The organism is Pseudomonas sp. Kh14 (assembly GCF_900291005.1).
In the GTDB taxonomy this organism is placed as follows: Bacteria; Pseudomonadota; Gammaproteobacteria; order Pseudomonadales; family Pseudomonadaceae; genus Aquipseudomonas; species Aquipseudomonas alloputida.
Window position 1 is genome coordinate 38602 of the sequence record NZ_OLKJ01000022.1, and the last position, 26733, is coordinate 65334.

Annotated in this window: 29 protein-coding genes and 2 pseudogenes; 17 read left to right on the forward strand and 14 right to left on the reverse strand. The window is 61.1% G+C overall.

Going from position 1 to position 26733, the window contains the following annotated elements:
- Window positions 1-26: 26 nt before the first annotated feature.
- The gene (locus FQ668_RS09760; RefSeq protein ID WP_019436691.1) at window positions 27-1013 is read right to left on the reverse strand and encodes a dipeptidase; all 987 of its coding nucleotides are present in this window, start codon (window positions 1011-1013) and stop codon (window positions 27-29) included.
- A gap of 13 nt (window positions 1014-1026) precedes the next feature.
- Window positions 1027-2469 carry an aldehyde dehydrogenase family protein gene (locus FQ668_RS09765; RefSeq protein ID WP_019436690.1) on the reverse strand — a complete coding sequence of 481 codons (1443 nt, stop codon included), beginning with the start codon at window positions 2467-2469 and terminating at the stop codon, window positions 1027-1029.
- 95 nt (window positions 2470-2564) lie between these two features.
- On the opposite strand from FQ668_RS09765, the gene FQ668_RS09770 reads away from it, so the two are divergent.
- Window positions 2565-3452: a LysR family transcriptional regulator gene (locus FQ668_RS09770; RefSeq protein ID WP_014591367.1), complete on the forward strand. Its 888-nt coding sequence runs from the start codon at window positions 2565-2567 to the stop codon at window positions 3450-3452.
- A 66-nt stretch (window positions 3453-3518) separates the two neighbouring features.
- On the opposite strand, the pseudogene FQ668_RS09775 reads toward FQ668_RS09770, so the two are convergent.
- From FQ668_RS09775 to FQ668_RS09790, 4 genes and pseudogenes are all read right to left on the reverse strand, one after another.
- Window positions 3519-4448 (reverse strand): annotated as a pseudogene (locus FQ668_RS09775) (LysR family transcriptional regulator).
- A gap of 98 nt (window positions 4449-4546) precedes the next feature.
- The gene (locus tag FQ668_RS09780; RefSeq protein WP_014591365.1) at window positions 4547-5056 is read right to left on the reverse strand and encodes a flavin reductase family protein; all 510 of its coding nucleotides are present in this window, start codon (window positions 5054-5056) and stop codon (window positions 4547-4549) included.
- Window positions 5057-5081: 25 nt separating this feature from the next.
- Window positions 5082-6116, reverse strand: coding sequence for a methionine synthase (locus tag FQ668_RS09785; RefSeq protein WP_023390404.1), 1035 nt, complete (start codon window positions 6114-6116; stop codon window positions 5082-5084).
- Between the two features lie 26 nt (window positions 6117-6142).
- Window positions 6143-7126 carry a DUF1852 domain-containing protein gene (locus tag FQ668_RS09790; protein ID WP_019436687.1) on the reverse strand — a complete coding sequence of 328 codons (984 nt, stop codon included), beginning with the start codon at window positions 7124-7126 and terminating at the stop codon, window positions 6143-6145.
- Window positions 7127-7357: 231 nt separating this feature from the next.
- Between FQ668_RS09790 and FQ668_RS09795 the strand changes: the two genes are divergently transcribed.
- Together FQ668_RS09795 and FQ668_RS09800 are read left to right on the forward strand one after the other, a co-directional pair.
- Window positions 7358-7858: a peroxiredoxin gene (locus FQ668_RS09795; protein ID WP_019436686.1), complete on the forward strand. Its 501-nt coding sequence runs from the start codon at window positions 7358-7360 to the stop codon at window positions 7856-7858.
- Window positions 7859-7944: 86 nt separating this feature from the next.
- Window positions 7945-8883, forward strand: a complete 939-nt coding sequence (locus tag FQ668_RS09800; protein WP_144180060.1) for a LysR family transcriptional regulator — start codon at window positions 7945-7947, stop codon at window positions 8881-8883.
- On the opposite strand, the gene FQ668_RS09805 is transcribed toward FQ668_RS09800, so the two are convergent.
- Window positions 8860-9990 carry a porin gene (locus FQ668_RS09805; RefSeq protein WP_019436685.1) on the reverse strand — a complete coding sequence of 377 codons (1131 nt, stop codon included), beginning with the start codon at window positions 9988-9990 and terminating at the stop codon, window positions 8860-8862. The two genes, FQ668_RS09800 and FQ668_RS09805, sit on opposite strands and share 24 nt — an antisense overlap.
- A 373-nt stretch (window positions 9991-10363) precedes the next feature.
- On the opposite strand from FQ668_RS09805, the gene FQ668_RS09810 reads away from it, so the two are divergent.
- Both FQ668_RS09810 and FQ668_RS09815 read left to right on the forward strand, forming a co-directional pair.
- Window positions 10364-11665, forward strand: a complete 1302-nt coding sequence (locus FQ668_RS09810; protein ID WP_019436684.1) for an MFS transporter — start codon at window positions 10364-10366, stop codon at window positions 11663-11665.
- 1 nt (window position 11666) lies between these two features.
- Window positions 11667-12851, forward strand: coding sequence for a M20 aminoacylase family protein (locus tag FQ668_RS09815; RefSeq protein ID WP_019436683.1), 1185 nt, complete (start codon window positions 11667-11669; stop codon window positions 12849-12851).
- Window positions 12852-13022: 171 nt separating this feature from the next.
- On the opposite strand, the gene FQ668_RS09820 is transcribed toward FQ668_RS09815, so the two are convergent.
- A complete protein-coding gene (locus FQ668_RS09820) occupies window positions 13023-13574 on the reverse strand; it encodes a GNAT family N-acetyltransferase (protein ID WP_019436682.1) in 552 nt (183 codons plus the stop codon).
- Between the two features lie 180 nt (window positions 13575-13754).
- Between FQ668_RS09820 and FQ668_RS09825 the strand changes: the two genes are divergently transcribed.
- From FQ668_RS09825 to FQ668_RS09870, 10 genes are all read left to right on the forward strand, one after another.
- Complete coding sequence (locus tag FQ668_RS09825) at window positions 13755-14012, forward strand: hypothetical protein (RefSeq protein WP_019436681.1); 258 nt, start codon at window positions 13755-13757, stop codon at window positions 14010-14012.
- A gap of 66 nt (window positions 14013-14078) precedes the next feature.
- On the forward strand, window positions 14079-14321 hold the full coding sequence (locus FQ668_RS09830) for a hypothetical protein (RefSeq protein ID WP_003254042.1): 243 nt from the start codon (window positions 14079-14081) through the stop codon (window positions 14319-14321).
- Window positions 14318-15115 carry an exodeoxyribonuclease III gene (gene xth / locus FQ668_RS09835; RefSeq protein WP_014591355.1) on the forward strand — a complete coding sequence of 266 codons (798 nt, stop codon included), beginning with the start codon at window positions 14318-14320 and terminating at the stop codon, window positions 15113-15115. The genes FQ668_RS09830 and xth overlap by 4 nt, the downstream gene beginning before the upstream one ends.
- A gap of 116 nt (window positions 15116-15231) precedes the next feature.
- Window positions 15232-15912 (forward strand): thermostable hemolysin, encoded by a 681-nt coding sequence (locus FQ668_RS09840; RefSeq protein WP_144180063.1) that lies wholly within the window; start codon window positions 15232-15234, stop codon window positions 15910-15912.
- Window positions 15902-17371, forward strand: coding sequence for an AMP-binding protein (locus tag FQ668_RS09845; RefSeq protein WP_019436678.1), 1470 nt, complete (start codon window positions 15902-15904; stop codon window positions 17369-17371). Before FQ668_RS09840 ends, FQ668_RS09845 begins: the two co-directional genes overlap by 11 nt.
- Window positions 17372-17379: 8 nt before the next feature.
- On the forward strand, window positions 17380-18060 hold the full coding sequence (locus FQ668_RS09850; protein ID WP_019436677.1) for a TenA family transcriptional regulator: 681 nt from the start codon (window positions 17380-17382) through the stop codon (window positions 18058-18060).
- Window positions 18047-18853, forward strand: a complete 807-nt coding sequence (locus FQ668_RS09855; protein WP_014591351.1) for an SDR family oxidoreductase — start codon at window positions 18047-18049, stop codon at window positions 18851-18853. The genes FQ668_RS09850 and FQ668_RS09855 overlap by 14 nt, the downstream gene beginning before the upstream one ends.
- Entirely contained in the window at window positions 18850-19491 is a 642-nt protein-coding gene (locus tag FQ668_RS09860; protein WP_019436676.1) for a tetratricopeptide repeat protein, read from the forward strand. Before FQ668_RS09855 ends, FQ668_RS09860 begins: the two co-directional genes overlap by 4 nt.
- A gap of 2 nt (window positions 19492-19493) precedes the next feature.
- Window positions 19494-20156, forward strand: a complete 663-nt coding sequence (locus FQ668_RS09865; protein ID WP_014591349.1) for a response regulator — start codon at window positions 19494-19496, stop codon at window positions 20154-20156.
- Window positions 20153-21517, forward strand: a complete 1365-nt coding sequence (locus FQ668_RS09870; protein ID WP_019436675.1) for a HAMP domain-containing sensor histidine kinase — start codon at window positions 20153-20155, stop codon at window positions 21515-21517. The genes FQ668_RS09865 and FQ668_RS09870 overlap by 4 nt, the downstream gene beginning before the upstream one ends.
- 12 nt (window positions 21518-21529) lie before the next feature.
- On the opposite strand, the gene arsH is transcribed toward FQ668_RS09870, so the two are convergent.
- Genes arsH through FQ668_RS09890 form a run of 4 tightly spaced genes read right to left on the reverse strand, consistent with a single transcriptional unit; the run spans window position 21530 to window position 24396 of the window.
- Entirely contained in the window at window positions 21530-22231 is a 702-nt protein-coding gene (gene arsH / locus FQ668_RS09875) for an arsenical resistance protein ArsH (RefSeq protein WP_010953631.1), read from the reverse strand.
- Between the two features lie 13 nt (window positions 22232-22244).
- Window positions 22245-22715: an arsenate reductase ArsC gene (locus FQ668_RS09880; protein WP_014591346.1), complete on the reverse strand. Its 471-nt coding sequence runs from the start codon at window positions 22713-22715 to the stop codon at window positions 22245-22247.
- Window positions 22716-22743: 28 nt separating this feature from the next.
- Entirely contained in the window at window positions 22744-24027 is a 1284-nt protein-coding gene (locus FQ668_RS09885) for an arsenic transporter (RefSeq protein ID WP_014591345.1), read from the reverse strand.
- A 21-nt stretch (window positions 24028-24048) separates the two neighbouring features.
- The gene (locus FQ668_RS09890) at window positions 24049-24396 is read right to left on the reverse strand and encodes a metalloregulator ArsR/SmtB family transcription factor (RefSeq protein ID WP_010953634.1); all 348 of its coding nucleotides are present in this window, start codon (window positions 24394-24396) and stop codon (window positions 24049-24051) included.
- Window positions 24397-24608: 212 nt separating this feature from the next.
- Here FQ668_RS09890 and FQ668_RS28515 point away from each other — a divergent pair, with 212 nt between their 5' ends.
- On the forward strand, window positions 24609-24782 hold the full coding sequence (locus FQ668_RS28515; RefSeq protein WP_017147688.1) for a hypothetical protein: 174 nt from the start codon (window positions 24609-24611) through the stop codon (window positions 24780-24782).
- A gap of 95 nt (window positions 24783-24877) precedes the next feature.
- On the opposite strand, the pseudogene FQ668_RS09900 reads toward FQ668_RS28515, so the two are convergent.
- Window positions 24878-25101, reverse strand: a pseudogene (locus tag FQ668_RS09900) (hemerythrin domain-containing protein); the annotation flags it as partial.
- 10 nt (window positions 25102-25111) lie between these two features.
- Window positions 25112-25969: a glucose 1-dehydrogenase gene (locus FQ668_RS09905; protein WP_053868135.1), complete on the reverse strand. Its 858-nt coding sequence runs from the start codon at window positions 25967-25969 to the stop codon at window positions 25112-25114.
- A 194-nt stretch (window positions 25970-26163) separates the two neighbouring features.
- Between FQ668_RS09905 and FQ668_RS09910 the strand changes: the two genes are divergently transcribed.
- Window positions 26164-26688, forward strand: a complete 525-nt coding sequence (locus tag FQ668_RS09910; RefSeq protein ID WP_010953640.1) for a hypothetical protein — start codon at window positions 26164-26166, stop codon at window positions 26686-26688.
- Window positions 26689-26733 lie beyond the last annotated feature (45 nt).

Below are 26733 nucleotides of genomic sequence, written 5' to 3' on the forward strand. Positions count from 1 at the left end.
TTGTTGGTGCTGTCCGTGCAAGGGGGTCAGGCCTGTGCCGTGGTGGCGGTCTCCAGTAGGCGCAACCAGTTCAGCCCCATGATGTTGCCCACGTCTTGCTCGGCAAAGCCGCGGGCGCGCAGGCCCTGGGCAATGTTGCGGAAGTCGCGGCTGTCGCGGAACCACTGCAAGGGCGCCGGCCAGTTGGCGTTGTCCCTGGAGCCTTCGCCGTAGTCCTTGTCCTTGCTCCAGCGGCCGTTGCGCATCCATTCCAGCACAGACAAGGGTTGCGCCTGGCACAGGTCGGTGCCGATGCCGATGTGCTCCACACCCATCAGGTCGGCGGTGCGCGCGACCATGTCGCAGAAACTTTCCAGGCTACAGTCCGAGGCACCCTTGAGGTGGAACGGGTAGGTGCTGAAACCCAGCAGCCCGCCGGACTCTGCGATCCCGCGTAGCACCGCATCGGACTTGTTGCGCTTGGCGGCGTGGAAGCTGGCAGGGTTGGCGTGGGAGATGATCACCGGTCGGCTGGACAGTTCGATGGCCTCAAGCGTGCTTCGCTCGGCGCTGTGAGACATGTCGATGAGCATGCCGACGCGGTTCATTTCGGCGATCACCTGGCGGCCGAAGCGGCTGATGCCGTTGTCCTCGCGCTCATAGCAGCCGCTGGCCAGCAGGCTTTGGTTGTTGTAGGTCAGTTGCATGACGAACACCCCGAGCTGGCGGAAAACCTCCACCAGGGCAATGTCGTCCTCGATCGGCGAGCAGTTCTGGAAGCCGAAGAAGATGCCTACCCGGCCCTCCTCGTGGGCCAGGCGGATGTCGCTGGCCGTGCGTACCGGGCGGATCAGCTCGGGCCATGTTTCGAAGCGGCGGTTCCACTCGCCCAGGCGCGACAGGGTTTCGCGGGCGTTTTCGTGGTAGGCGATGGTGGCGTGCACCGCGCTCAGGCCACCGGCCTGCATCTGCTGGAATATTTCCTGGCTCCAGTTGGAGTACTGCAGGCCGTCGATCATCAAGAGGTCGTGCATGGCATGTATTCCTTCAGGGCCGCAGGTAGGTGGTCTTGACCACGGTGTAGAAGTCGCGAGCGTATTGCCCCTGTTCCCGGGGGCCGAAACTCGAGGCTTTACGGCCCCCGAATGGCACGTGGTAGTCGGTGCCGGCAGTGGGCAGGTTGACCATCACGCAGCCGGTCTGGGCGCGGCGCTTGAAGTGGCTGGCGTGGCGCAGCGACTGGGTGATGATCCCGGCTGTGAGGCCGTACTCGGTATCGTTGAGCGTGGTCAGCGCCTCTTCAAAATCGCGCACGCGGATCACGCAGGCGATGGGGCCGAACACTTCCTCGCGGTTGATGCGCATGTCGTTGCGGCTGTTGATGAACAAGGCAGGGCGCATGTAGTAGCCATCGCAGGCCAGTTGCAGGCGCTCGCCACCTTCGATCAGGGTGGCGCCTTCGGCCTGGGCCAGTTGCAGGTAGGCCAGGTTCTGTTCCAGCTGGCGCGCGTCAGCTACCGGGCCGATCTGTACGCCAGCCTCCAGTGCATGGCCAACCTTGAGCTGGCGCATACGCAGGCGCAGCGCCTCGACGAAGCGGTCGTGGATGCCGTCGCAGACGATCAGCCGTGACGACGCGGTGCATTTCTGCCCGGTGCCGAAGAAGGCCCCGTTGAGCGCGCATTCCACGGCCAGTTCGAGGTCGGCGTCGTCCATGACCACCAGGGCATTCTTGCTACCCATTTCCAGCTGGCAGCGCACCAGGTTACCGGCGGTGGCCACCGCTACGCGTCGGCCCGTCTGCAGAGAACCGGTGAACGTCAGGGCATCGATCTCGGCGGACTGGATCAGGGCCTCGCCGACGTCGGCACCGCTGCCCATCACCAGGTTGAAGGTGCCGCTGGGCAGGCCCTGACGGCTGATGATCTCGGTGAGCGCCCAGGCACTGGCCGGCACCAGGTTGGCCGGCTTGAACACCACGGCGTTGCCGAAGGCCAGGGCCGGGGCGATTTTCCAGGCGGCGGTGGCCATGGGGAAGTTCCAGGGGGTAATGATGCCCACCACACCCACCGGTTCGCGATGCACTTCGATGTCGACCCCAGGGCGCACCGAGGCGGCAGTCTCGCCCATCTGGCGCAGCACTTCGGCGGCGTAGTAATGGAAGAACTGGCCACTGCGGTTGACCTCGCCGATGCCTTCGGCCAAGGGTTTGCCTTCTTCTCGCGACAGCAGTTCGCCGAGCTCTTCCTTGCGGGCGATCAGCTCGTCGCCGATGGCCATCAGCACTTGCTGGCGGTTTTCCAAACCACTGGCGGCCCACAGGGGTTGAGCGGCGCGCGCGGCCTGGATGGCCTGGCGGGCCTGTTCGGCGCTGGCCTGATGGTACTGGCCGATCAGGTCGCCAGTGTCCGAGGGGCTGTAGTTGCCCAAAGTGGCGTGGCCTTCACACCACTGGCCATCGATGTAGTTGTTGTAGGTCTTGTGTGACATGGATGAACGCCTCCGTTTGCATGGCATTCATGATGCGAGCAATATGCAGCAAATAAAAATTAATAAAAAAAATGCTTTGATAAGGAATGCTAACCATGTTGCCCGAGCTGAAAATCGCCCAGTTGCGTTACTTCGTACTGGTCGCCGAACTCAAGAGTTTCCACGCGGCCGCCCGCCAGGCCTTTCGCACCCAGCCTGCGATATCCCTGGCCCTGCGTGAACTGGAGCAGAAGCTGGGGCAGGCATTGGTCGAAAAGGGCGGTGGCCGGGTAGAGCTGACGCCATTTGGCGAGCATTGCCTCCCGTTGTTTCGTGGCTTGATCGAGCACCATGACCGTATTGCGCGTGAAGCCATGCTGTTTGCCCGGCATGAAATCGGCCAGGTCAGCATCGCCACCGTGCCTTCTGTGGCCAGCCGAATGCTGCCAGGGCCGCTGGCCCGCTTTGTGGCCGCGCACCCCAATGTGCAGGTCAGCATTCAGGACGGCACGGCCGAACGTGTGCAGCAGTTGCTCGCTCAAGGGCAGGTGGATTTCGGCATCAGCAGCCTGTGGGTGGACGATGATCAGCTCGACTTCGCCCCCATCGTGAATGATCAGGTTGGCGTGGTGTGCCGCAGCGACCACCCGCTGGCGCAGGCGGGGGGGCGGCTGCATTGGGCGCAGTTGTTGGGCGTGCCGATGATCCGCAACGGTACCTCGCAATTGCTGGCGGGTACCGAGGCCGAGGGTTTGCTGGCCGATAGCCGGCTGTTCATTTCCAACATGATTTCGTTGATCGCCATGCTGGAGGAGGGGGTAGGGATCAGTACCTTGCCGTACCTCGCTTTTCCGCAGGAGAACGACAAACTGGCGTTCGTACCCCTTGAGGAGCCCAGGGTAGAACGGCATATCGGCATGCTCACCCGCAAAGGGCGCAGCCTGTCACCTGTGGCGGGGGCACTGATGGCGTTTCTGCAAGTGCAGTTGGCGAAGGCTGGCTGATTCGTTGGCGGTAGGGGCATGGCGCGCCATGGCCGGTACTGAGGTTCGCAAACGCACGCCCGGCTTTCAGAGAACCGGGCCTGACGCCACGCTGACACCTGCCAGCGTGGTGAACGAGATGTCCTTGGCCGTGAGCAGAAAATCACGCACGTACGGCACGTCCAGCATGTCACTGCGCAGCGCAGCATAAAGGTTTGCCTGCAGGCCGTGCTCGCCAAGGCGCTTGGCGGTTACATAGCCGCGCGAACTGTATTCGTGCACGGCCCAGTTGGGCAGGCAGCAGACGCCTCGCCCGGACGCAACCAGTTGCATCATCATCACGGTCAGTTCTGAAGTACGTACCTGTGCGGGCTCGATGTCGGCGAGGTCGAGGAAGCGGGTGAAGATGTCCAGACGGGTGCGTTCGATCGGGTAGGTGATCAGTGTCTGGCTGGCGATATCGGCGGGCTCCAGATACGGCTTGTGGCGCATGGCGTGGTGGTTGTCGATGGCCAGCAGCGCCTCGTAGCTGAACAACGGCACGTAGCTGATACCTGGCAGTGTCACCGGGTCGGAGGTCACCACCAGGTCCAGGTCGCCGCGCTCCAGGGCTGGCAGTGGTGCGAAGGAAAAACCGGAGGCGAGGTCCAGTTCCACCTCAGGCCAGGCGCCGCGGAACTCATCCACTGAAGGCATCAACCACTGCTAGCAGCTGTGGCACTCGATGGCGATGTGCAGCCGTCCGGCGCAGCCCCCGGCCAGTTTGCCCAGCTCCCGTTCGGTATTGCGGATCTGAGGCAGCACCTGATCGGCCAGCTGCAGCAGCTTCAGCCCGGCGCTGGTGAAGCGCACCGGCCTGGATTTGCGCACGAACAGTGGCATGCCGATGCGCTCTTCCATATCGCGGAACTGGTGCGACAGGGCTGATTGTGTCAGGTGCAGGCGCTCGGCGGCCTCGTGCAGGCTGTCGGTTTCACGCAGCGCTTGGAGGGTTCGCAGGTGGCGTAAATCGATCATGAGTAAAATAGCGGATCAACGCAGTAATGGCGGGCTTTCTTCACTGCCGCGTGATCCTGGCAATTCCTTTGCTGGGTTTTCCGTGAGTGGAGTGAGGCTCAAGCCGCGTCATGCGCGGCGAGGTTGCAATACTGCCCCTTGAAATACAGCAGCGGCTGCGTGGCAGCAGTTGCCTGCAGGTTCAACGCTTTGACTTCGCCAATCACGATCAGGTGGTCCCCGGCGGCATGTTCGGCGTGAATTTCGCAATCAAGCCAATGCAGGCTGCCGGCAATGATCGGGTTGCCCAACGGCGATGCTTGCCATTCGACGCCCTGCCACTTGTTGGCGCCGCGCCGGGCAAACTGGTTGGAAATGCTGACCTGTTCACCTGACAGGATGTTGACCGTGAAGCGGCCAGCCTGGCGAATCTTCGGGTAGCTGGCCGAACTGGACATCACACTGAATGACACCAGCGGCGGGCTCATCGACACGCTATAGAACGACTGGCAGGTGAAACCGATCGGCTCGCTCTCAAGATGCGATGTAATCACCGTGATGCCGGATGCGTAGTGCCCGAGTGCCTGACGAAAAGTCGACGGCTCGATCGCCGTACCGGAAAGCAACATGGTAGGTCCTGTGGCTGCATTCATTTCAGCGTGCGTTAGCGAGTTCCTGGCGGACAATTGCCGCGCCTGCACTCAACGCCTTGAGCTTGCCGCTGGCTACCTGGCGTGGCAGGGGTGCCATGCCGCAGTTGGTGCAAGGGTAGAGCTTGTCGGCATCGACGAATTGCAGTGCCTTGCGCAGGGTGGCGGCGACCTCTTCGGGTGTTTCAATGGCATGGGTGGCCACATCGATGGCGCCGACCATGACCTTCTTGCCGCGAATCAGCTCGAGCAGGTCCATCGGAACATGCGAGTTATGGCATTCCAGCGAAATGATATCGATGCTGGACTGCTGCAGTTTGGGGAAGGCCTGTTCATATTGCCGCCATTCTGAACCGAGGGTCTTTTTCCAGTCGGTGTTGGCTTTGATGCCATAGCCATAGCAAATATGGACGGCCGTTTCGCACTTTAGGCCCTCGATGGCCCTTTCGAGGGTAGCCACGCCCCAGTCATTCACATCGTCAAAGAAAACATTGAATGCCGGTTCGTCGAACTGAATGATGTCCACGCCCGCGGCTTCCAGCTCTCTGGCTTCCTGGTTGAGAATCTTGGCGAACTCCCAGGCCAGTTTCTCGCGGCTTTTGTAGTGGTTGTCATACAGTGTGTCGATCATGGTCATGGGGCCGGGCAGCGCCCACTTTATCGGCTGTGTGGTGTGCTGGCGGAGGAACTTGGCATCTTCGACAAACACCGGCTTTTGTCGAGCGACAGCACCCATAACCGTCGGTACGCTTGCATCGTAGCGATCACGGATTCTGACGGTTTTCCGTTGTTCGAAATCAACGCCGCTGAGGTGCTCGATAAACGTGGTGACAAAGTGCTGCCGGGTTTGTTCGCCGTCACTGACGATGTCGATACCGGCGTGTTGTTGTTCTTGCAAGGCCAGGCGCAAGGCATCCTGTTTGCCTTCAGTCAGTTGCTCGTCTTGCAACTTCCACGGTGACCAAAGTGTTTCGGGTTGAGCAAGCCAGGCGGGTTTAGGCAGGCTGCCGGCCGTGGAGGTGGGTAGCAATGTGTTCATGAACAGTGACCTTGTGCTTTGAATGTTCAACGTGCGTATTGAGCGGACCATTGCGCCAGCGTGGCCTGGTAGGGTTTGACAAATTGCTCCTCGGCAAACTTGCCCTGCTCGATCGCCAGGCGGCTGCGCTCTTCCCGGTCGTAGATAATGCGCGTGAGCGAGTAGTCCTGGTTCTTCAGGCTGGGCTGGTAGGCCTTGCCTGCAGGAGAGTTGGCGTTGTAGATCTCGGGTCGGTAGATTTTCTGAAAGGTGTCCATGGTGCTGATGGTGCTGATCAGTTCAAGGTCGGTGTAGTCAGCCAGCAAGTCGCCGGCAAAATAAAACGCCAACGGGGCGACGCTGTTCGGCGGCATGAAATAGCGCACCTTCAAGCCCATTTTCTTGAAGTATTCATCCGTCAGCGAGTACTCATCCTGCTGGTATTCAACCCCTAGCACAGGGTGCTGATTTTCGGTGCGCAGGTAAGTCCTGCTGCTCGATACGCTCAGGCAGATAACCGGTGGTTTGCTGAAGTGCTCCTGGTAGGTTGGCGAGTTGACGAAACACTTGAACAGGTTGCCGTGCAGCTCGCCGAAATGATCGGGAATGCTGAAGGTCGACCGATGCTTGTTATGCTCCAGTAACAGTACGCTGAAGTCGTAATCGCGCACGTACGAGGAGAAGTTGTTGCCTACCATGCCTTCGAGGCGAGTATTGTTTTTGCGGTCGACAATATAAGTTTTCAATATTTCGATCAGCGGCAGGGCATTGCCGTACTGCGCGCTTTCAAGGTTCATTTCCACCGATATGATGTCCAGCTCTACACGGTAACGATCATGTTCGGGGTTGTCCCAGTGCGCCAGCGCATTGAAACGGTTATTGATCATCGTCAGGGTATTGCGCAGGTTCTGCTGGCGGTTTGCACCCCGTGCCAAATTGGCGAAGTTGGTCGTGATGCGGGTATTTTCGGCAGGGAGATAATGTTCGTCGAACGCAATGCGCTTGACGGTGAATGTTGGCGCTTTATCCATGGTTATGGCTTCCAGGTGCCTGAGTGTGAGCGATCCAGTGCTGGTCAGTTGCGTAGGCTGAGTCGTTCACACCGTAATCTTGATGTGTTTGATTGAGGCGTATCCTAGGCGGGGCGCTGCATGAATGATATTGAAGTTATTTCACAGGTTTTTTAGCCCTGCTCATGATGCGTTGCCTGGTCGACTGCGGCATCATGGCTGCCTGGCCTTCACCTCACCCAGGAGACAGCGATGATCAAAACCGGCGATCAACTGCCCGACGTTACCCTTTATCAATACAACAACGACGCAGGTGCCTGCGCGATCGGCCCCAAGGCCTTTTCCATTCGCGAGCGTTGCAAGCACAAGAAGGTGCTGATCTTCGCGTTGCCGGGCGCGTTCACGCCGACGTGCTCTGAACGTCATGTTCCCGGTTATGTCGCGGCGGCCCCTGCGTTGTTTGCGGCTGGCATTGACGAAGTCCTGTGCGTCTCGGTGAACGATGCCTTTGTCATGAACGCCTGGGGCAACAGCTTGCAGGTCGGGGATGCGGTCAAGATGATCGGCGATGGCAATGGCGAATTCAGCGAGGCGCTGGGCCTGACCCAGGACCTTTCGGCACGCGGTTTGGGGCGGCGCTCGCAACGGTATGCGATGTTGGTCGACGACCAGGTAGTCCAGTACATTGCGGTTGAAAGCCCCGGCAAGTTCGAGGTCAGCGATGCGGCCAGCATGCTGGCTGTGTTGCGCTAGCCATACCTTTCAGGCCTTGCCGACAACGGCTGTCAGGGCTGCCAGAACACCTTTCGAACCGGCCGCTAACAACAAGGTACAGACGGTTGAAACTTCACCAACTCAGGGCGCTGGTCGCCATTCATAACGCAGGCAGCATCCTCGAAGCCTCAAAGCTCATGCACATTACTCAGCCCGCGCTGAGCCGTTCGATCAAGGAGCTGGAGCGGGAGGTGGGGTTTACCCTGTTGCAGCGGTCGCATAAAGGCATGGCCCTTACCGAGGAAGGCAAGCGTGTCATCCGCCATGCCAACCTTGTGGTAGAGAGCATACGCCGCCTGCAGATCGAAGCGGCGAGCATTCAGGATGCGGCGCTGGGCGCCGTGTCGATCGGGGTTACGTCGTTGACGGCGATGCTCGATGGCGTCGATGAAAGTATCCTGGCCTTTCGGCGCAAGTACCCGCGGGTGAAGATTACCATCACCGACCTGCGCCCCAGCCAGATCCTGCAGCGCTTGCGCGATGGCAGCCTGGACTTTGCCATTACTTCGCAGCAACCGCTGAGTCGGCTGAGCCTGGATTGGGAGGCACTGGGCAGTATCAAAGGCAGGGTGATTTGCCACGCCTCGAATCGGCAGAAGTTCAGCCAGTCACTGCGCACCTTGCAATACGCCCCCTGGATCAGCCTGGACGAGTTGTCCGACCAGGCTTCGCAGTTTCACCAACTGTCCGAAGCCAACGGCCTTCGGGTGCCACAGAATACCGTTGAATGCACTTCAGTGATGATGGCGCTGAAGCTGTTGAAGAACACGGAATCGTTGATGACCATCAGCGAACTGGCGGTGGACCAAGGGTTTACCTACGGTATCGATTGCGAGTTCGTCGCCATGGCGGTGCAGGAGTTGATTCCGGATTACCCCATCAACCTGGTCTGCATCGACCGCCACAGCCTCACGGCGCCTGCCCAGGAGCTGTTCCACAGCTTGCGCGGGCAGGTGCTCAAGCAGACCCGCCCCGTGGGGTCAGAAGTGGTAGTACATGCCTAGCGAGACGTTGCTTGGGTTATCGCCCGCCTGGTCCACCGGGGTGCCGGCGTAGGTGACCGACGAGGCGCGCTGGTTGGCGATCATGCCGAGGCGTCCATAAAGGGCCCAGCGGGGGTTGATGAAGTGGTCATAGCCGATCATCACACCCCACGCGTCCTTGTCGCGGGCGCTGACCTGGCGTTGCATCACTGCCAGGCGCAGCACGTCCAGCTCGCCCACCGGCGCCATCATGCCGAAGGTGTAGAGCGTGGTGCTGGGCGTGCCGGCCTGGTCCACGTCCTGACGTTGCCAGGTGAGGCTGGTGGCCAGCGGGCCGAAATCGTAGAACGCCGACAGGCTCTTGAAATCGTTGGCGGTCTGGCGTGAAACGCCGCCGTCGTCCCATGGGTCGCTGTAGTACCGGTTGTAGGAGGCCAGCAACATCACCCGGCTGTTGCGGTACTGCAGCCGGGCGCCACCGCCACGCACGGTGCGCCCAGCGCTGGCGGCATCGTCGAAGCCGAAGCTCAGCGCGGTACCGAGGCTGAAGCCGCTGAAGGTCGGGCTGGTGTAGGCCAGGGTGTGCTTGGGACGCAGGTCAAGGTAAAAGGCGCCCTTGCCGGCGGCAGGCAGGGCCAGGTAGGTGTAGGGCGAGCCATAGGTGGCCAGGAACGGGTCGGCGTAGGTGGGCGTGGCCATGCCGTAGGTCTTGCCGAACTCGAGCTTGCCCAGGGTGCGCGAGCGCAGGGCGACTGTCGCCAGGCGCAGGGTACCGACGGTATCCCAGGTGCCCTCCAGGGCCTCGCCATTGAGGTTGAAACCCTCCTCGACGTCAAGCTCCACGACGGTATCGGGGGTAAGCGCCTTGCGTGCGTACAGCCCGAGCTTGTTGGTCCAGGCGCCGCCACCGGCCAGCCTGAAACCCGAGTGGTGCTGTGAGTCGTGGTAGCTGGCGAATGCATCCACGGTGCCGTACACCTTGAGCGTGTCATCGAAGCCGTAATCCAGCCCGTAATAACCAAAACCCGGCGCAATCCGCGCGAGCGTCGGAAAACCCTCTGCCTGTGCCTGCAAAGCAAGGCAAGCCCCTTGGATCATCAACAGCAACGACGTAATGCGAGTGTTCATTCACGACTCCAGGCCAGCACGGTGATGTGGTGGCTTTAGCGTCGGTGAACAGAACGTTGCAGCGTGATTGCTTATTCGGTCAGCTCATGCCGTTTGGTTAATCAGGGGCTGGCACGGCGTGTGGATTGGCGGGCACCTCCGCTTTAGACAGGCTTCGTACCCGCGTCAACGCTGCGCTACGGATGCTGATCTGTGGGCGTTATTGGGGCCGCGCGCGGAGCGAGGGCGGACTGTGCTCCAGCTCAGGGCAATTTGGCCAACGATCGCGCCGGCTAATTAATCATTGGTTATCCCTATGCCGAAACTGCAAGTGTATTGAGTGCCCGATTGGCTGATATTCGCTGCACGCCGCGATTTGCCAACGGAGACAACAATGATCAGACCGCTACCCACATCGGCGAGCCTGCAAAAAGGTGCGCATTCAGCCGCGCAGGTATCGTCCTCCCGTAAAACCTTGGTCGCCTGCTCGTTGGGCAATGCGCTGGAAATGTACGACTTCACGATCTACAGCTTCTTCGCTGTACTGATCGGCAAGCACTTCTTCCCCTCTGACTCGGCCATGGCGTCGTTGTTGATGTCGCTGGCCACCTTTGGCGTCGGTTTCCTGATGCGCCCGGTCGGGGCGATGGTCATCGGCCGCTATGCTGACCGGCATGGACGCAAGGCCGCTTTGAGCCTGACCATCGGGCTGATGACCCTGGGCACCGCAATGATTGCCTTTGCGCCCACGTATTCACAGATCGGGATTTTCGCCACCTTGCTGCTGGTGACCGGCCGGCTCATCCAGGGCATGTCGGCAGGCGGGGAGGTCGGTACCGCGTCGGTGTTCCTGATGGAATCCAGTGCGGTTGGCAGCCGCTGCCAGAGCGTCAGCTGGCAGGCTGCCAGCCAAGGCTATGCCGCCTTGGTGGGGGCCGGCTTTGGCCTGGCCCTCAGCCAGTTGCTCGATCCCACGGCGTTGGAAAGCTGGGGATGGCGCATACCGTTCATCTTCGGCCTGCTGATCGGGCCGGTCGGTTGGTATATACGCACGCGGTTGCCGGAAACCCACGAGGTCGCACCGGCGCAGAAGACAGAGCAGGGGCTGGATGCCGAACTGCTCAAACGCATCGCCCAAGGCATCGGCCTGATGGCCAGCTCGACCATTGGCATGTACCTGTTCGTGTTCTACATGCCGACCTACCTGACCACCGCCTTGCATTATCCACCCGGCAGCGCGATGGCGATTGCCTGCATCAGTAGCGGTTGCATGGCCGTCATCTGCCCGTTGGCCGGCAAATTCGCCGACAAGTATCAGCTCAGAAAACGCCTGCTGGTGTGGACGGTCGCCGCGCCGGTGGTGTTGACCCTGCCCGTGTTCTATCTGCTTGGGCAAGTGCAGCACATGGGCCTGGCCATGATGGGCGTGGCGATCCTGATCTTGCCGACCTGTATCGGTGCCGGTGCGTTCTTCGCGCTGATCATGGAGGGCTTCCCGAAGGCCAGGCGCTCGTTCGGCACCTCGGTCAGCTACAGCCTGGGTGTGACCCTGTTCGGTGGTTTTTCGCCGTTGGTGGCCACTTGGCTGATTGCAGCGCTGGGCACGGCGTTGGCGCCAGCTTACTTCTTGCTGGCCGGCGGCATCGTCAGCCTGGCCTGCCTCAGGTACTTCCCCGAAAACAAAGGATGCGAGTGATATGGGTATTTTGCAGAGCAATCAAACACGGGGCTCAGCTGCCGAGCTGGATGAGTTCGTCATGCTGCGCCGGCAGATCCACGCTGCGCCGGAAATTGGCGGCGACACCCCCGATACAGCGGCCCTGGTAGCCGACAAGCTGCAAGCTTTGGGCTATGAAGTGCATCGCAATGTAGGTGGGCATGGTGTGGTCGGCGTGCTGAAAGTGGGGGACAGCCCGCGCAGCATCGGTTTGCGTGCAGACATGGACGCACTGCCCATGGGCGAAAAGAATGCGTTTGCGCATGCCAGCAAGATCCCCGGCCGCATGCATGCCTGTGGCCATGACGGGCATACCGCGATCCTGCTGGCAGCCGCTGCGCAACTGGCGACTACACGCCAGTTCAACGGGACGTTGAACGTGATATTCCAGCCCGACGAGGAAGGCCTGGCGGGGGCCAAGGCGATGATCGACGACGGCCTGTTCGAGCGCTTTCCGTGCGACTCGGTGTACGCGCTGCATAACATGCCCGGCCTGCCGGTGGGCACGTGCGTGGTGCAGGCGGGGCCCACCATGGCGTCTTCCGAACGCGTCAGCATTCGGATTACCGGCAAAGGCGGGCACGGTGCGATGCCGGAGCTGTCGGTAGACCCGGTGATGGCGTTGAACAGCCTGATCAGTGGCATCCAGACCATCAAGTCGCGCAACCTGAGCGTCGAGGACTACGCCGTGATCAGCATCGGCATGATCCAGGCCGGCACCGTCTACAATATCATCCCCGACGAGGCCTGCATGTTGCTGAGCGTGCGCACTGACACGGCCCAGACCCAGCAGAAGATCAACAGCCGCATTGACGCCCTGGCCAAGGGGCATGCCGAAAGCTATGGCGTGGAGATCGAGGTGCAATTCACCCAACTGGCGCCCGCCTTGTGCAACAGCGATCACGAAAGTGCATTGCTGCGTGACAGCCTGAGGCCGTTGTTCACCGACGGCGCGCTGCTGGACAAGATGCCGAAGAAGGTCATGGGCACCGAAGACTTTGCCTACATGTTGCAGGCGCGGCCTGGCTGTTACTTCATGCTGGGCAATGGCACGGGCGAGTTCCATGGGTGCTCGGTGCATAACCCCCACTACGATTTCAATGATGCGTTGGTGAAGATTGGCGCTGATTGTTGGGTGAAGTGGGTTCAGGACTACCTGCGTTGACCCCTTTGTCGGGGCTTGCCGGGGCTTCCACCGCTCCGGCAAGTGCCGCCTTTGCCGCGGAGAATGCCCGGCGGTGCATGGCACCGGCTTCGCCGGTGTTCGCGGGCAAGCCCGCGCCTGCAAGCTGGACTGCCTTTTGACCCTGCATCATCTGCGCAGGCCGAGGCAGGGTCAGGTTTGCCTCCTGTCGAGCCAGGCACTGCGTGTCATCTCCCATACCTCTACCTGCATCTGCCCAGCGACAAAATGCCCGTCTCGCGTTGCCACCCTGCGCATGCCCTCATACTCCGAAACCCTGCGTGAAGCATGGTTGGCAACCGCTTTGGGAACCTGCATGACCGGACGCGACAATGTCTCGAACCAGTATGCGTTGATGACCTGACATGCTTCGCGCATATAGCCTTGCCCCCACCACTGCGGTGCAAGCCAGAAGCCTCGGTTGTTTCCAGGCTGTTCATACAGGCTGATGCTGCCAATGGCGTTCTCGGTTGCATCGCGCAGCCGGATCATCCAGTGCCATTCGCGGCCCGCCACCATGGCCGGCAGGGCGATATCGCGCACATAGATCAATGCGCCGTCTTCCGGGTAAGGCCACGGCACACGACGGTCCAGATAACGGACGATCTCCCACTGGGGGAACAGTTTCTGAATGGTTGCTGCATCTCCCAACTGAAGGGGTGTGAGAACAAGACGGTCTGTGAACAGCGTTGGAAGGCAATCCATGGCACTCGCTCCTGAGCTTGCGGATAATGCGTCTGAGACTTGTGAAACCTGGTATCCATGCGTCTGCGCCGAAATAGTCTACGCTCTTAGCCGAAGCGCGTCGTGACAGGCTTCATCCCGTTATCGTCGCTCTGGCGATTCACACCGACGGACCAGGCTCGGTCCAAAGAGGGTGCTGCAATGGCGACTATCGACACCGAGAACCTTGCAAAGGGGCTGCAGCAGGTTGAAGCCTGCTGGCAGGCGTATACCTCGTCACAGCGGCTTGTCGAAGGCCTCAAGGGCAGCGACCTGAGCAGTGCCATTGAAACCGCCAACCGCGATTTCACCAGGTTTCAGAACCAGTGCCAGCTGTTTTATGCCGAAGTGCGCAAGAGGGCAGCGGATGCGGACAAGCTGGAGAGCGACATGGCACGGTATCCCCATTACTTTCAGTGACGTCCTGATTGAACGTCGCGCTGTGCCCGGGTTCTGACAAGCAAAGGGTACAGCGAGGACGCTTTCATGAGCATCGAACGCAACATTCCCGAGCTTGAAGCCTGGTACGCCCAGTACGACGACATCAGTTATCGGCGCGCGTCACCGGATGCCTACCACCATGAACTGCTTCGCACAGCCGAGGCCCTGCGCGACGACGGTGCCATCGACTGGGACGACTGGTTGGCGCTCAAGGCGCTGGCCGATGAGGCGCATATCCGCGCGCTGGAAGATGCCGTGCAGGCCCATGTGAGCGACCCGGACGCATGAAAGCGCTGAAGATCGCCACCTTCAACATCAATGGCATCCGCAGCCGTTTGCCGGCGCTGCTGGCCTGGCTGGAGCGGGAGCAGCCCGACATTGCCTGCCTGCAGGAGCTGAAGGCGGCCGATCAGCAGTTCCCTCGCGCGGAGCTGGAGGCAGCAGGCTATGGCAGCCTTCATCATGGGCAACCGTCATGGAACGGCGTGGCCATTCTGGTGCGGGGCAGCGATCCGCTCGAGGTTCGCCGCGGCTTGCCCGGCCTGGAGGAGGACAGCCAGAGCCGCTATCTGGAAGCTGCGGCACACGGGGTGTTGGTCGCTTGCCTCTACCTGCCGAACGGAAACCCGCAGCCCGGGCCCAAGTTCGATTACAAGCTGCACTGGTTCGAATGCCTGATCCAGCATGCGCGCAGCCTCTATGAAAGTGGCCACCCCACGCTGCTGGCAGGGGATTTCAATGTCGTGCCCACCGACATGGACATCTATAACCCGCGTTCCTGGCTGAAGGACGCACTGCTGCAGCCTGAGTCGCGAGCGTGTTACCAACGACTGCTTGACCAGGGCTGGCTCGATGCCATACGCCATCTGTACCCGGACGAGCGTGTCTACACCTTCTGGGACTACTTCCGTAACCACTGGGCCCGCAATGCCGGGTTGCGAATCGATCACCTGTTGCTCAACCACGAGCTTGCGCCTTATCTGAAACGGGCGGGTGTCGATGCATGGGTGCGCAACGAGGCCAAGGCCAGCGACCATGCGCCCGTCTGGATCGAGCTGGGTACGCGTCGTGCTCGGTCATAGTCAGTTCAGCACATGAACCAGCGCCGGGCTGAGACGCTCCGACAGTAGCGACTTCAGATTGCATTCAGATTCGGCCCCGATAATTCCCTCCGTCGCACCCAGGCGGGGGAAACTTCATGACTCAGTCTCATCAATGGCACGGTTTGCTTCCGTTACCCATCGGTAGCCATGCCGATCATCAGGCGCACCTTTCTCTTCACCTCAGCGGCGATCAAGGGCGCGGCGAGCTGGAGCACTTCATACACGAACGCTTTGCCAGCGTGCACCAGGCGGATGTGCAGCATTACCTGCCGGAACTGCTTGCCTTGCAGGGTAGCCACTGTCGAGTGATCGCGGCGGCGGGCATGCGACCGGCCAGCGAAGGGCCGCTCTTTCTCGAGCGGTACCTGGACGAGCCTCTGGAATCTGCTGTTTCACGGGTAACCGGTGCCTCACCGGATCGTAGCTGCATGGTGGAAGTAGGCAACTTGGCCTCACTCAGCGCCGGCAGCGCTCGAATAATGATCATCGCCGTGACGTGGTTGCTGGCGATGCGCGGTTTGGAGTGGGTCGCATTCACGGGCGCCGCGACACTGTTCAACAGTTTCCGGCGACTGGGGCTGGTGCCTACTGTTCTGGCCTCAGCGGATCCTGCGCGCCTGAAGGGCCAAGTGGACCAGTGGGGGACCTACTACGACCAGCGACCTCAGGTATTTGCCGGCAACATAGGCTTTGGCTTCGATGCCCTGAAGCAGGCGGGCATGTTCGAGCGGCTTGGGTTTCCCACGTTAGCCCTGGAGACCGGCCATGCGGCATGAATTGACTGCCTTTCAGACACTGTTGCGCCAGCACGCCTTCGAACATCCTGACGCCGTGGCCGTTCAGGGCGATGCGCAGCGTTACACCTACCGGCAACTGCTCGACGAGGTCGAATCCCGTGCGGGCTGCCTGCGCAGCCAATCACCGGGAACCTTCGCCGTGGTGCTGGATAACGGGCCCGAGGCGCTATTCTGGGATTTGGCGGCGCTGTTCGCCGAACGCGCCAGTGTGACAGTGCCGTCGTTTTTCAGCGCGACCCAGTTCCAGCACTGCTTGCAGCAAAGCGGAGTCACGGCGGTCGTGTGCCAAGCGCAGTGGGCCGAACAGCTCATTGCGCTTGGCTTTGCCCGGCAGGCGCCAGCTGGCGTGTGGCAGCGTGACAGTTTTGTCGCCCCGGCGCTGCCTGAGGGCACTGCCAAGATCACTTACACCTCCGGTAGCACCGGCACGCCCAAAGGCGTGTGCCTGAGCGCTGAAACCCTGCTGCGCGTGGCGCATGAGCTGGAGGCCGCCAGCCGCCCAACCGAGCCGCAGCGATACCTGGCGGTACTGCCACTGGGCGTTTTGCTGGAAAACCTGGGCGTCTACGCCGCGCTCATGGCTGGCGCTTGTGTGCAGCTCTATCCGCAGCAGCAGTTGGGGATGGGAGGGGCAAGCCAGGTCGATTTCAAGCGCCTGCTGGGCGCAATCGCCCTCAGTGGTGCGCAAAGCCTGATCCTTGTGCCGCAACTGCTGATGGGGTTGGTGACAGCGATCGAACGTGGGCTGATGCGAGTCGGCCCACTGCGTTTGGTGGCGGTTGGCGGGGCTCGGGTATCGCCAAGCCTGCTCGCGCGGGCCGAGGCGGTCGGTTTGCCGGTGTTCGAAGGTTACGGCTTGTCCGAGTGCGCCTCGGTAGTGGCGCTCAACCGCACAGGGGCTGTGCGCCCTGGGAGCGTCGGCAAGCCATTGCCGCATGTGCAGGTGCGCATCGCCGAGGATGGCGAAGTCCTGGTGGCCGGCTCGACATTGCTGGGCTACCTGGGAGAGCCGCCTGTAACCGGGCAGTGGTGGGCAACAGGCGATGTAGGGCACCTCGATGAGGAGGGCTACCTCTACCTGGATGGCCGCAAGAAGCATCAGTTCATCACCAGTTTCGGGCGCAACGTCAACCCGGAATGGGTGGAAGCCGAGCTGAGCCAAAGTGGCGTGATCGCCCAGGCTTTCGTGCATGGCGAAGCCTTGCCACGCAACCTTGCCTTGCTCTGGCCGCTGGATCCCGGCATCAGCGACGAGGGCATCGAACAGGCCGTACAGCAATGCAACGCGCGATTGCCCGATTACGCCAGGGTGCACGCCTGGCGCCGCTTGCCAGTGCCTCTGAGCACGCTTGACGAAACCCTGACTGCCAATGGCCGCCCGCGACGTGAGGCGATCTTGCAGCGTTACCACACCCTGTTGTCCGACATCTCGTTGTGAGGTTCACAATGTCCTTTTTCGACACCCTGCAAGTACAAACCGCCCAAGAGCGTCAGGCGCTGTTCGCCGTACCGGTGATCCGCGAAGCGCTGGCCGGCCAGGTCAGCCTGGACAGCTACGTTGCCTTCCTGACTCAGGCCTATTATCACGTGCGCCATACCGTGCCGCTGATGATGGCCTGTGGGGCTCGATTGCCGCTGCGGCTGGAGTGGCTGCGCGGCGCGGTCTGCGAATACATTGAAGAGGAATATGGCCACGAGCAGTGGATCCTCAACGACATCAAAGCATGCGGCGGTGACTGGGAGGCCGTGCGCGATGGCCAGCCGGTGCAATCCATCGAGCTGATGGTCGCCTACCTGTACGACCTGATCGCCCGTGGCAACCCGGTCGGGTTGTTCGGCATGGTCAACGTGCTCGAAGGCACCAGCATCGCCCTGGCCACCCAGGCGGCGGGCGTTATCCAGAACACATTGGCACTGCCTGACCAGGCTTTCAGCTATCTCAGCTCGCACGGTGCGCTCGACCAGGAGCACATGGTGACCTACAAACAGTTGATGGACCGCCTCGACGATGCCGGTGACCAGCAGGCCGTTCTCCACGCGGCCAAGGTCGTCTACCGCTTGTACACCGAAATGTTCCAGGGCTTGCCGCGTGCCGGGCAGCAAGTGGTGCATCATGCGTTTGGCTGAGTCCGTGGTGATCCTCACCGGCGCCAGTGGGGGCATAGGCCTGGCGCTGGCTGAACAGCTCTGCGCTGCCGGTGCCCAGGTGTTGGCCGTCAGTCGGCATATGGGCAAGCTGGCTGGCCTGATGAACCTGTACCCTGATCGTCTGCGCTGGCAGGAAGCCGACCTGCGCAGCCCGTCGGGGCGCGAACATGTCATCGAGCGGGCACGCGAGATGGGGGCTGTGAATGTGCTGATCAACGCTGCTGGCGTGAATCGCTTCGCTCTGCTCGACCAGCTGGATGAGTATGCGCTGGATGAGCTACTGGACATCAACCTGAAGGCTCCCCTGCAACTGACACGCGCCTGCCTGCCGTTGCTGCGTGCTCAGCCCAAGGCGTTGGTGGTCAATGTCGGGTCGACCTATGGGTCGATCGGCTACCCCGGCTATGCCACCTACTGCGCCAGCAAGTTTGCGTTGCGTGGCTTTTCGCAAGCGCTGCGCCGCGAGTTGGCCGACACCACGGTGAACGTGCTGTATGCCGCCCCGCGGGCGACCCGCACAACGATGAACAGCAGCGCTGCGACTGCGCTCAATCAAGCGCTGAAAGTTGGCATGGACGACCCGGCGGACGTCGCCCGTGCTGTGCTCCAGGCGGTGCAATCCGAGCGCACCGAGCTTTATCTGGGGTGGCCGGAAAAGCTCTTCGTGCGTATCAACGGCATGTTGCCGGGCATAGTCGATCGCGCACTGCGCAAGCAACTGCCTGTCATTCGTCGTTATATCGGCAGCCACTCCAAGGAGTCGAACAAATGAAGCGTCTGTTCATTGTCAGCTTGCTGGCATTTGCACCCTTCACCTGGGCACTGGACCAGGCAGGCAGCCAGCGCCTGAGCGATCTGCAGCAGCGCTGGGCGCAGATTCAGTACCAAATACCCAAGGACAAGCGTGCCGACGCCTTCGAAAAGCTGGCAGGCGAAGCAACAACGTTTGTTCATCAGTATCCCGGCACACCTGAACCCCTGATCTGGGAGGGCATCATCAACAGCAGTTGGGCAGGGGCGGCGGGCGGCCTCGGTGCACTGGGCAAGGTCAAGGCGGCGAAAGCCAGCCTGGAGCAGGCCATGAAGCTGGACCCCACCGCCCTGCAAGGTTCGGCCTACACCAGCCTGGGCACGCTGTATGATCAGGTGCCAGGCTGGCCTATTGGTTTCGGTGATGCCGAGATGGCCGACAAGATGCTGCGCAAAGCCTTGCAGATCAACCCCAACGGTATCGACAGCAACTATTTCTGGGCTGATCATCTGTATCGGCAAAAGCGCTACCCTGAAGCTATCGCAGCCCTGCAGAAAGCCTTGCAGGCACAGCCCCGGCCGGGACGTGAGTTGGCTGACCAGGGCCGGCGTACCGATATCGATGCTTTACTCAAGGCCATCAAGGACAAACAGGACTGAACATGCGGCTGTTGCTGGTTGAGGATGACATCGCGCTGGGTGAAGGGATCTGCGACGGCTTGCGCCAGGAGGGGTACACCCTCGACTGGTTGCGTGACGGTGTCGGTGGCTTGCATGCGCTGCAACACGAGACCTTCGACCTGCTGATCCTGGATCTTGGATTGCCCCGTATGGATGGCCTCGAGCTACTCAGGCGTTTACGCGCCGGCGGCGACAGCTTGCCGGTGCTGATCCTTACCGCGCGGGATGCCCTCGATGATCGCATTGCCGGCCTGGATGCCGGTGCCGATGACTACCTGGTCAAGCCTTTCGACCTCAACGAGCTCAAGGCACGCTTGCGCGCCTTGCTGCGGCGCAGCGTCGGGCGCGCCAAGGTGCTGATCGAGCATGCCGGGGTCAGCCTGGATCCGACCACCCAGCAAGTGCAATACAACGGCGTCGAGGTTGTACTCACCCCCAAAGAGTATGTGCTGCTGCATGAGTTGCTGGCACAGCCCGGCAAGGTATTCACACGTGAGCGCCTGACTCAACTGCTGTATGGCTGGGATGAAGAGCCGGAGAGCAACACGCTGGAGGTAAACATCTACCACCTGCGCAAGAAGCTGTTCAACGGCCTGATTCGCACGGTGCGCGGCATTGGCTATCTGGTCGAGGTCAAGGCATGACCTCGCTTCGCCAGCGCACGCTGTGGCGCGTGATGCTCTTGCTGCTACTCGGTACCGGCCTGCTCGCGCTCTATAACTACCACGACAGCAGCCACGAAATTAACGAGGTGTATGACGCGCACCTGGCCCAGAACGCGCGTTTGCTGCAAGGCGTCATGAGCATGCCGGTACAGGAGGGCTCGCGTGAGGCGCTGTATCAGGCCTTCAACGATGCCTTGGGCAAAGCGGGGCGGCACCAGGTGGGCCATCCTTACGAAAGCAAGCTGGCGTTCCAGGTCTGGGGAGAAGGCATGGCGTTGCTGGTGCATACACCCAGTGCGCCGCCAATCGACCCACCACCCACTGCTCCAGGGTTCTACGACTTTTCCAGTGGCGGTGAACAATGGCGCGGTTTCGTTTTGCCGGTGCCGGAAAAGCACTGGCTTATCTGGGTGGGTGAGCGTGATGATGTGCGCTACGACCTGATCGACCGCATCGTTCGCCACACGCTGTTCCCGTTCCTGCTTGGCAGCCTGGCGTTGGCACTGCTGGTGTGGGCTGCGATCGGCTGGGGGCTGCGGCCATTGCAGAACATGGCCAATGTCATCCGCAGGCGTCATGCAGATTCGCTGGAGCCGCTGCAACTGGTACCGCTTCCCACTGAACTGGAGCCCATGCAGGCTGCGATCAATCGTTTGCTGGCGCAGATCGACGATCTGCTGCGGCGTGAACATCGCTTCATTGCCGATGCTGCCCATGAAATGCGTACGCCTCTGGCCGTACTGCGGCTGCACGCGCAGAACGCGCTGGCCGCCAGCAATGATGCCGAGCGCCAGAAAGCCCTGGGCTTTCTTGTGGGCGGGGTCGATCGGCTGACACGTGTGGTCAACCAATTGCTGACATTGGCCCGCGTCGAGCCAAGACTGGGGCAGCGAGCCAGCACCCGGATCGACTTGGCCGAGGTCGTCACCGAAACCCTGGCTGAACTCACCCCATGGATACTGGACCGTGGCCTGGAACCCTCGCTGGACATCGACGAAGGGGACCACCACCTGCAGATCGACGCCGGCGCGCTGGGCATTGCGCTACAGAACCTGGTGTCCAACGCGGTAGAACACTCACCGCCTGGGGGGCGCATAGCCGTGTCACTGCGGCGTCTGGACAGCAGCGTCGAACTGGTTGTCGAGGATGAAGGGACGGGTATCGATGAGGAGAGCCTGTCCCGTGTATTCGAGCGTTTTTACAGCCGAAACAGCCCAAATGGTGCTGGCCTTGGGCTGTCCATCGTCGCGACCATCATCGACCGTATGGGGGGGCAGATACGTCTTGAAAACAGAGCGGGTAGCGGGCTGGCCGCTACCTTGTCGTTTCCACTGTCTTGAATCACCTTTGCTTCAAATGGATCGCTGATTGACCCGCTCAGAAAGCTGCTCGGCGCTTTCCTTGCGCTCTGAATAGCGATCGACCAGGAATGCCTGGCGGTCGCGCAGCAGCACGGTAAACTTCACCAGCTCCTCCATGACGTCAACCACGCGATCGTAGTACGGCGATGGCTTCATCCGCCCGGCGTCGTCGAACTCCAGATAAGCCTTGGGTACCGAAGACTGGTTCGGGATGGTGAACATCCGCATCCAGCGGCCCAGCACGCGCAACTGGTTGACCACGTTGAACGACTGCGAGCCGCCGCACACCTGCATCACGGCCAGGGTCTTGCCTTGGGTGGGGCGCAATGCCCCCAGCGCCAAGGGAATCCAGTCGATCTGTGCCTTGAACACCGCCGACATCGCCCCATGGCGCTCCGGCGAGCACCACACCTGGCCTTCTGACCACTGCACCAGTTCACGCAGCTCCTGCACCTTGGGATGCTCTACGGGTACATCGTCAGGCAGCGGCAGGCCCGACGGGTCGAAGGTGCGGGTTTCGGCACCGAAGTGCTCCAGCAGACGCGCGGCTTCTTCTACCAGCAAGCGACTGAAGGAGCGTTCTCGGGTAGACCCGTACAGCAGCAGGATGCGAGGTTTGTGTTCGCAGGTCGGGGTTGCCGAAGGCGGCAGGTCGAACAGCGTGAGGTCGAGGTTAGGCAGTTGCTCGGACATGTTTTCTTCCTGTTCAAAGCGAGCCGATGCGATCCAGCGCGTGCTTGAGCTGCTCGCGGTCGAGGTGATCGAACGGCAGCGCGAAGAAGGCCTGGCAGCGAGACTCGATGCGGGCCAGTGTGGCCCGGAAAGCCGCATCGACCGATGCTTCGTCACCCACGACATCGGAGGGGTCTTCCAGCCCCCAATGCGACTTCAGCGCAGGGCCGAAATACACCGGGCAGGTTTCGCCCGCTGCCTTGTCGCAGACGGTGATGACGATGTCGGGTGGGTTGCCCTCGAACGCATCGTTGCCTTTGCTGCTCAAGCCCTCGGTCGAGATATTGGCCTGCTGCAACGTGCTCAGGCTGCGTGGCAACACCTGGCCCTTGGGAAAACTGCCAGCGCTGACTGCCTCGAAACCGGGCGGTGCCAGGTGGTTGAACATTGCTTCGGAAAGGATGCTGCGGCAACTGTTGGCCGTGCACATGAACAGGACTCGCATGGAGGGCTCCTCCGCTGGGGGGCGAACGTCAGAGGCTCAGGCGCAGTGCCAGAGCAGAAAGGGTGATCAGCAAAACCGGTACCGTGAGCAGCAGGCCGACCTTGAAGTAGTAACCCCAGGTGATGCGCACGCCTTTACGCGCCAGCACATGCAGCCAAAGCAGCGTTGCGAGGCTGCCGATCGGGGTGATCTTCGGGCCGAGGTCGCAACCGATGACGTTGGCGTAGATCATCGCCTCACGTACCAGGCCCTCTGCACCGCTGGCCTGGATCGACAATGCGCCGATCAGCACGCTGGGCATGTTGTTCATGACTGAGGACAGCAGGGCGGAAATCAACCCGGTGCCAATGGCCGCGCTCCACAGGCCCTGCCCGGCAAGCGTGTCCAGCAGGTGGGTGAGCATGTCGGTAAGGCCGGCGTTTTTCAGGCCGTACACCACCAGATACATGCCCAGAGAAAAGATCACCACCTGCCACGGCGCTTCCCGCAGCACGCGACGGGTTGAGATGCGGTGACCGCGAGCGGCCACGGCAAAGAGGATTGCGGCACAGACGGCGGCCACCGCACTGATCGGGATGCCCAGAGGTTCCAGTGCGAACAGGCCTGCAAGCAGCATCAGCAGCACCCACCCACCGACTTTGAAGGTGGCGTGGTCATGAATTGCCTCGCTCGGCGCCTTCAGCGCATCGAGCGCGTACTGCTTGGGGATATCACGACGGAAGTACAGGAATAGCACCAGCAGGGTGGCCGCCACGCTGGCGATATTCACCGGCACCATCACCGATGCGTATTCGGCGAAGCCCAGGCCGAAGTAGTCGGCCGAGACGATGTTGACCAGGTTGGAGACCACCAGCGGCAGGCTTGCCGTGTCGGCAATGAAGCCTGCGGCCATGACAAAGGCCAGTGTCGCTGCAGGTGAGAAGCGCAGCGCGAGCAGCATCGACATGACAATGGGGGTGAGGATCAGCGCCGCACCGTCGTTGGCGAACAGCGCCGATACAGCGGCGCCGAGCAGTACGCAGAAGGCGAACAGGCGGTAGCCGCTGCCGTTTGCCCAACGCGCCACATGCAATGCGGCCCATTCGAAGAAACCTGCCTCATCCAGCAGCAAGCTGATGATGATGACCGCGATGAACGTGGCGGTGGCGTTCCAGACAATGGCCCATACGGCAGGGATGTCATGCAGGGAAACTACGCCTGTGGCCAGGGCGATGATGGCGCCTAGCGCGGCGCTCCAGCCAACACCGAGCCCCTTGGGCTGCCAGATGACCAGTATGAGGGTGAACACGAAGACAGCAATGGCGGGCAGCATGAAAATCTCGCTTGGTGATGATCAGCAGCAGACGGAATCACGCACGGGGCGACCGTCCATGTTCTTCAGCCGAAGGGCATTGTCAGCCAGCCATTGCGAATTGGCCTGCAAGGTGACCTGAAGCATTTCGTGAACCCAGGAAGGCAGCTCCGGATTCAGGCGGTAATACACCCACTGGCCCTGACGGCGGTCCAGCAGCATGCCATTGCTGCGCAGTTGTGCCAGATGGCGACTGATCTTGGGTTGGCTGTCGTTGAGCGCGCACATCAGTTCGCAGACGCACAGTTCGCCCAGGCTGGCGATAAGCAGAGTGGCGCGAGCGCGGGTTTCGTCAGAGAGGCTCTTGAAGACATCGGGCGGTGTGATCATGGGGGTGCCTGTACATACGGAAAGCCGAATATACGTATTTCCATATGTTGGGGCAAGCATTCCTGGTCTTGTGCGCTTGCAGCTCACCATCGCCACGCCCTTCGGTCGACAAAAGCAGGGTTTTGGCAGGCTTCAGACGCTGATGGCAATGCAGGGTGTATAGTGCGTGCTCGGGTGACTGTCGTTCAGTGGCTCATAACCGAGATGCCAACATGTCCCAGACGTACCCCAGCGCGGCCCAAAAAGCCCATGTGCGCATCTGCGAGCAGGTCGAGGCCTTCCTTCAGCATGGCGGCCGCATTCAGCAGGTAGCGATCGGTGTCACCGGCTACGCTGAAGGTGTCTCCAGGGCGCAGTGGAAAAAAGGGCGCACTGCAAAGCCTTGAGGATGTCGGCAGTGCGCCTTTGTGGTGCTCGGCGTCCCAAACACTGACCCATGGCGCCAGGCCGGTCGCACCCGAACCGGCCTGGCGCTTTTGATTCAAGCGGCCCGTTGCTCATCCTTAAGCAGTTTTTTCTGCGCTTGCATGGCGAGCCCCAGCTCGTCCAGTTGGTCTTTCCCAGCAGCTTTTTCGCGGTAGGGAAGAGCGCTTCCTCCTCTTCCTCGATGTGATGCTCAAGCAGCTCCTTCATCACCTTGACCCGACCGGCGAACTCAAGGGTACCTGTTTGCGTATGAAGCAGATCAGGCAGCACCAGGGCGTCGGCAGCACGATCACAGAATAGGTTTGCCCCCTGTCACGGCGTACCGCGAACCCGAGATGTAGCTGGCTTCATCGGACCCCAGCAAGACATAGATTGGCGCCACCTCCACAGGTTGACCCGGCCGCCCCATCGGGTAACCGGAACCGAAGTTCCTCACCGCCTCATCAGGCATGGTGGCCGGGATCAGTGGGGTCCAGATCGGGCCGGGTGCGACGCTGTTGACGCGAATGCCCTGCTTGCCCAGCAATTGCGCAAGGCCTGCAGTGAAATTGGCAATGGCACCTTTGGTCGCGGCATAGGCCAACAAGCTGGGTGACGGGTCGTCAGAGTTGACCGAGCTTGTGTTGATGATCGAACCGCCTTTTGGCATCGAGGGCAAAGCGCACTGGCAAATGCGGAAAATGGCGGTGATGTTGGTATCGAAGGTCTTCACCCATTCATCGTCGTCAATGTCGTCCAGGCTTTCATGGGCCATCTGGAACGCGGCGTTGTTGACCAGGATATCGATGCGACCAAACTGCGCCACGGTCTTGTCGACGATGTCATGGCAGTGCTGTTTCTGTGCAAGGTCGCCGGGCAGCAGCAGGCACTGGCGGCCGGCCGCTTTGACCCAGCGCGCGGTTTCCTGCGCATCGTCGTGTTCATTCAGATAGGCAATGGCAACGTCAGCGCCTTCTCGGGCATAGGCAATGGCCACCGCACGCCCGATGCCGCTGTCAGCACCGGTTATCAAGGCGATCTTGCCTGCGAGGCGATTGTTGCCGGTGTAGCTCTGCTCACCGCAGTCCGGATAAGGATCCATCTCGCGCTGGGAACCGGGAACGCTTTGCGGTTGGGAAGGGAATGGAGGGGTAGGGTAGTCGCTCATGCTGGAAGCTCCTGCAGGTTTGGAACGCTCATTCCCATTCGAAAGGCGCGCCAGGCCAGTGTTGAAGTGGATCTTCGTGCTGAGCGACGAGCGGTTGATGCACCCATTCCCAGTGAATTTTTACCCACCGCATGGCTCTACCGCTGACGGGGCTTGCTGGCATGGGTGAGGCCCACGTTATCAAGGAGTCTGCGGTGCCTCGAATCATCACGCCTTCCACGCCGGAACATGAGATCGATCAGACGAACGAGAGGATGTTCGGTACGCCCAAGGAGCGGCTGGATTTCTATCGACGCGAAATTCAGTATGAGACCACCATCCTGGCCAACCGTACCGACGCTTATCTTGCGGCCCAGTCGTTCCTGGTGATCGCCTACGTGTCATCGATGGGTAACCTGAACCAAAGCTGGGGCGAAATGTTCACCCTGATGGTCCCGGCTTTTCTCGCACTGCTCGGCGTGCTCAGTACACTGAATGCGTGGCCTGGCATCCGCGCGGCCTTCCGGATTATCGAGCACTGGCAGATGAAGCAGAGCCACTTGCTGCGCAGCGAACCGCTGATGGGGCTGGCCTATGACGAGTCGCCGCTGTTCTGCGAGGCCGAAACCTCTCAGGCGGGGCACCGCAAATCGCTGCTGTTTTCCTTGCGCACGCCCTGGATTTTCCTGTGCTTCTGGGTGTTGCTGGGCAGCTATTCGGTTTTCATCCAGCTGGCGTGATCAGTGCGTGCTGGTCGGCACCATGGGCGACCAGCACGCACTGAG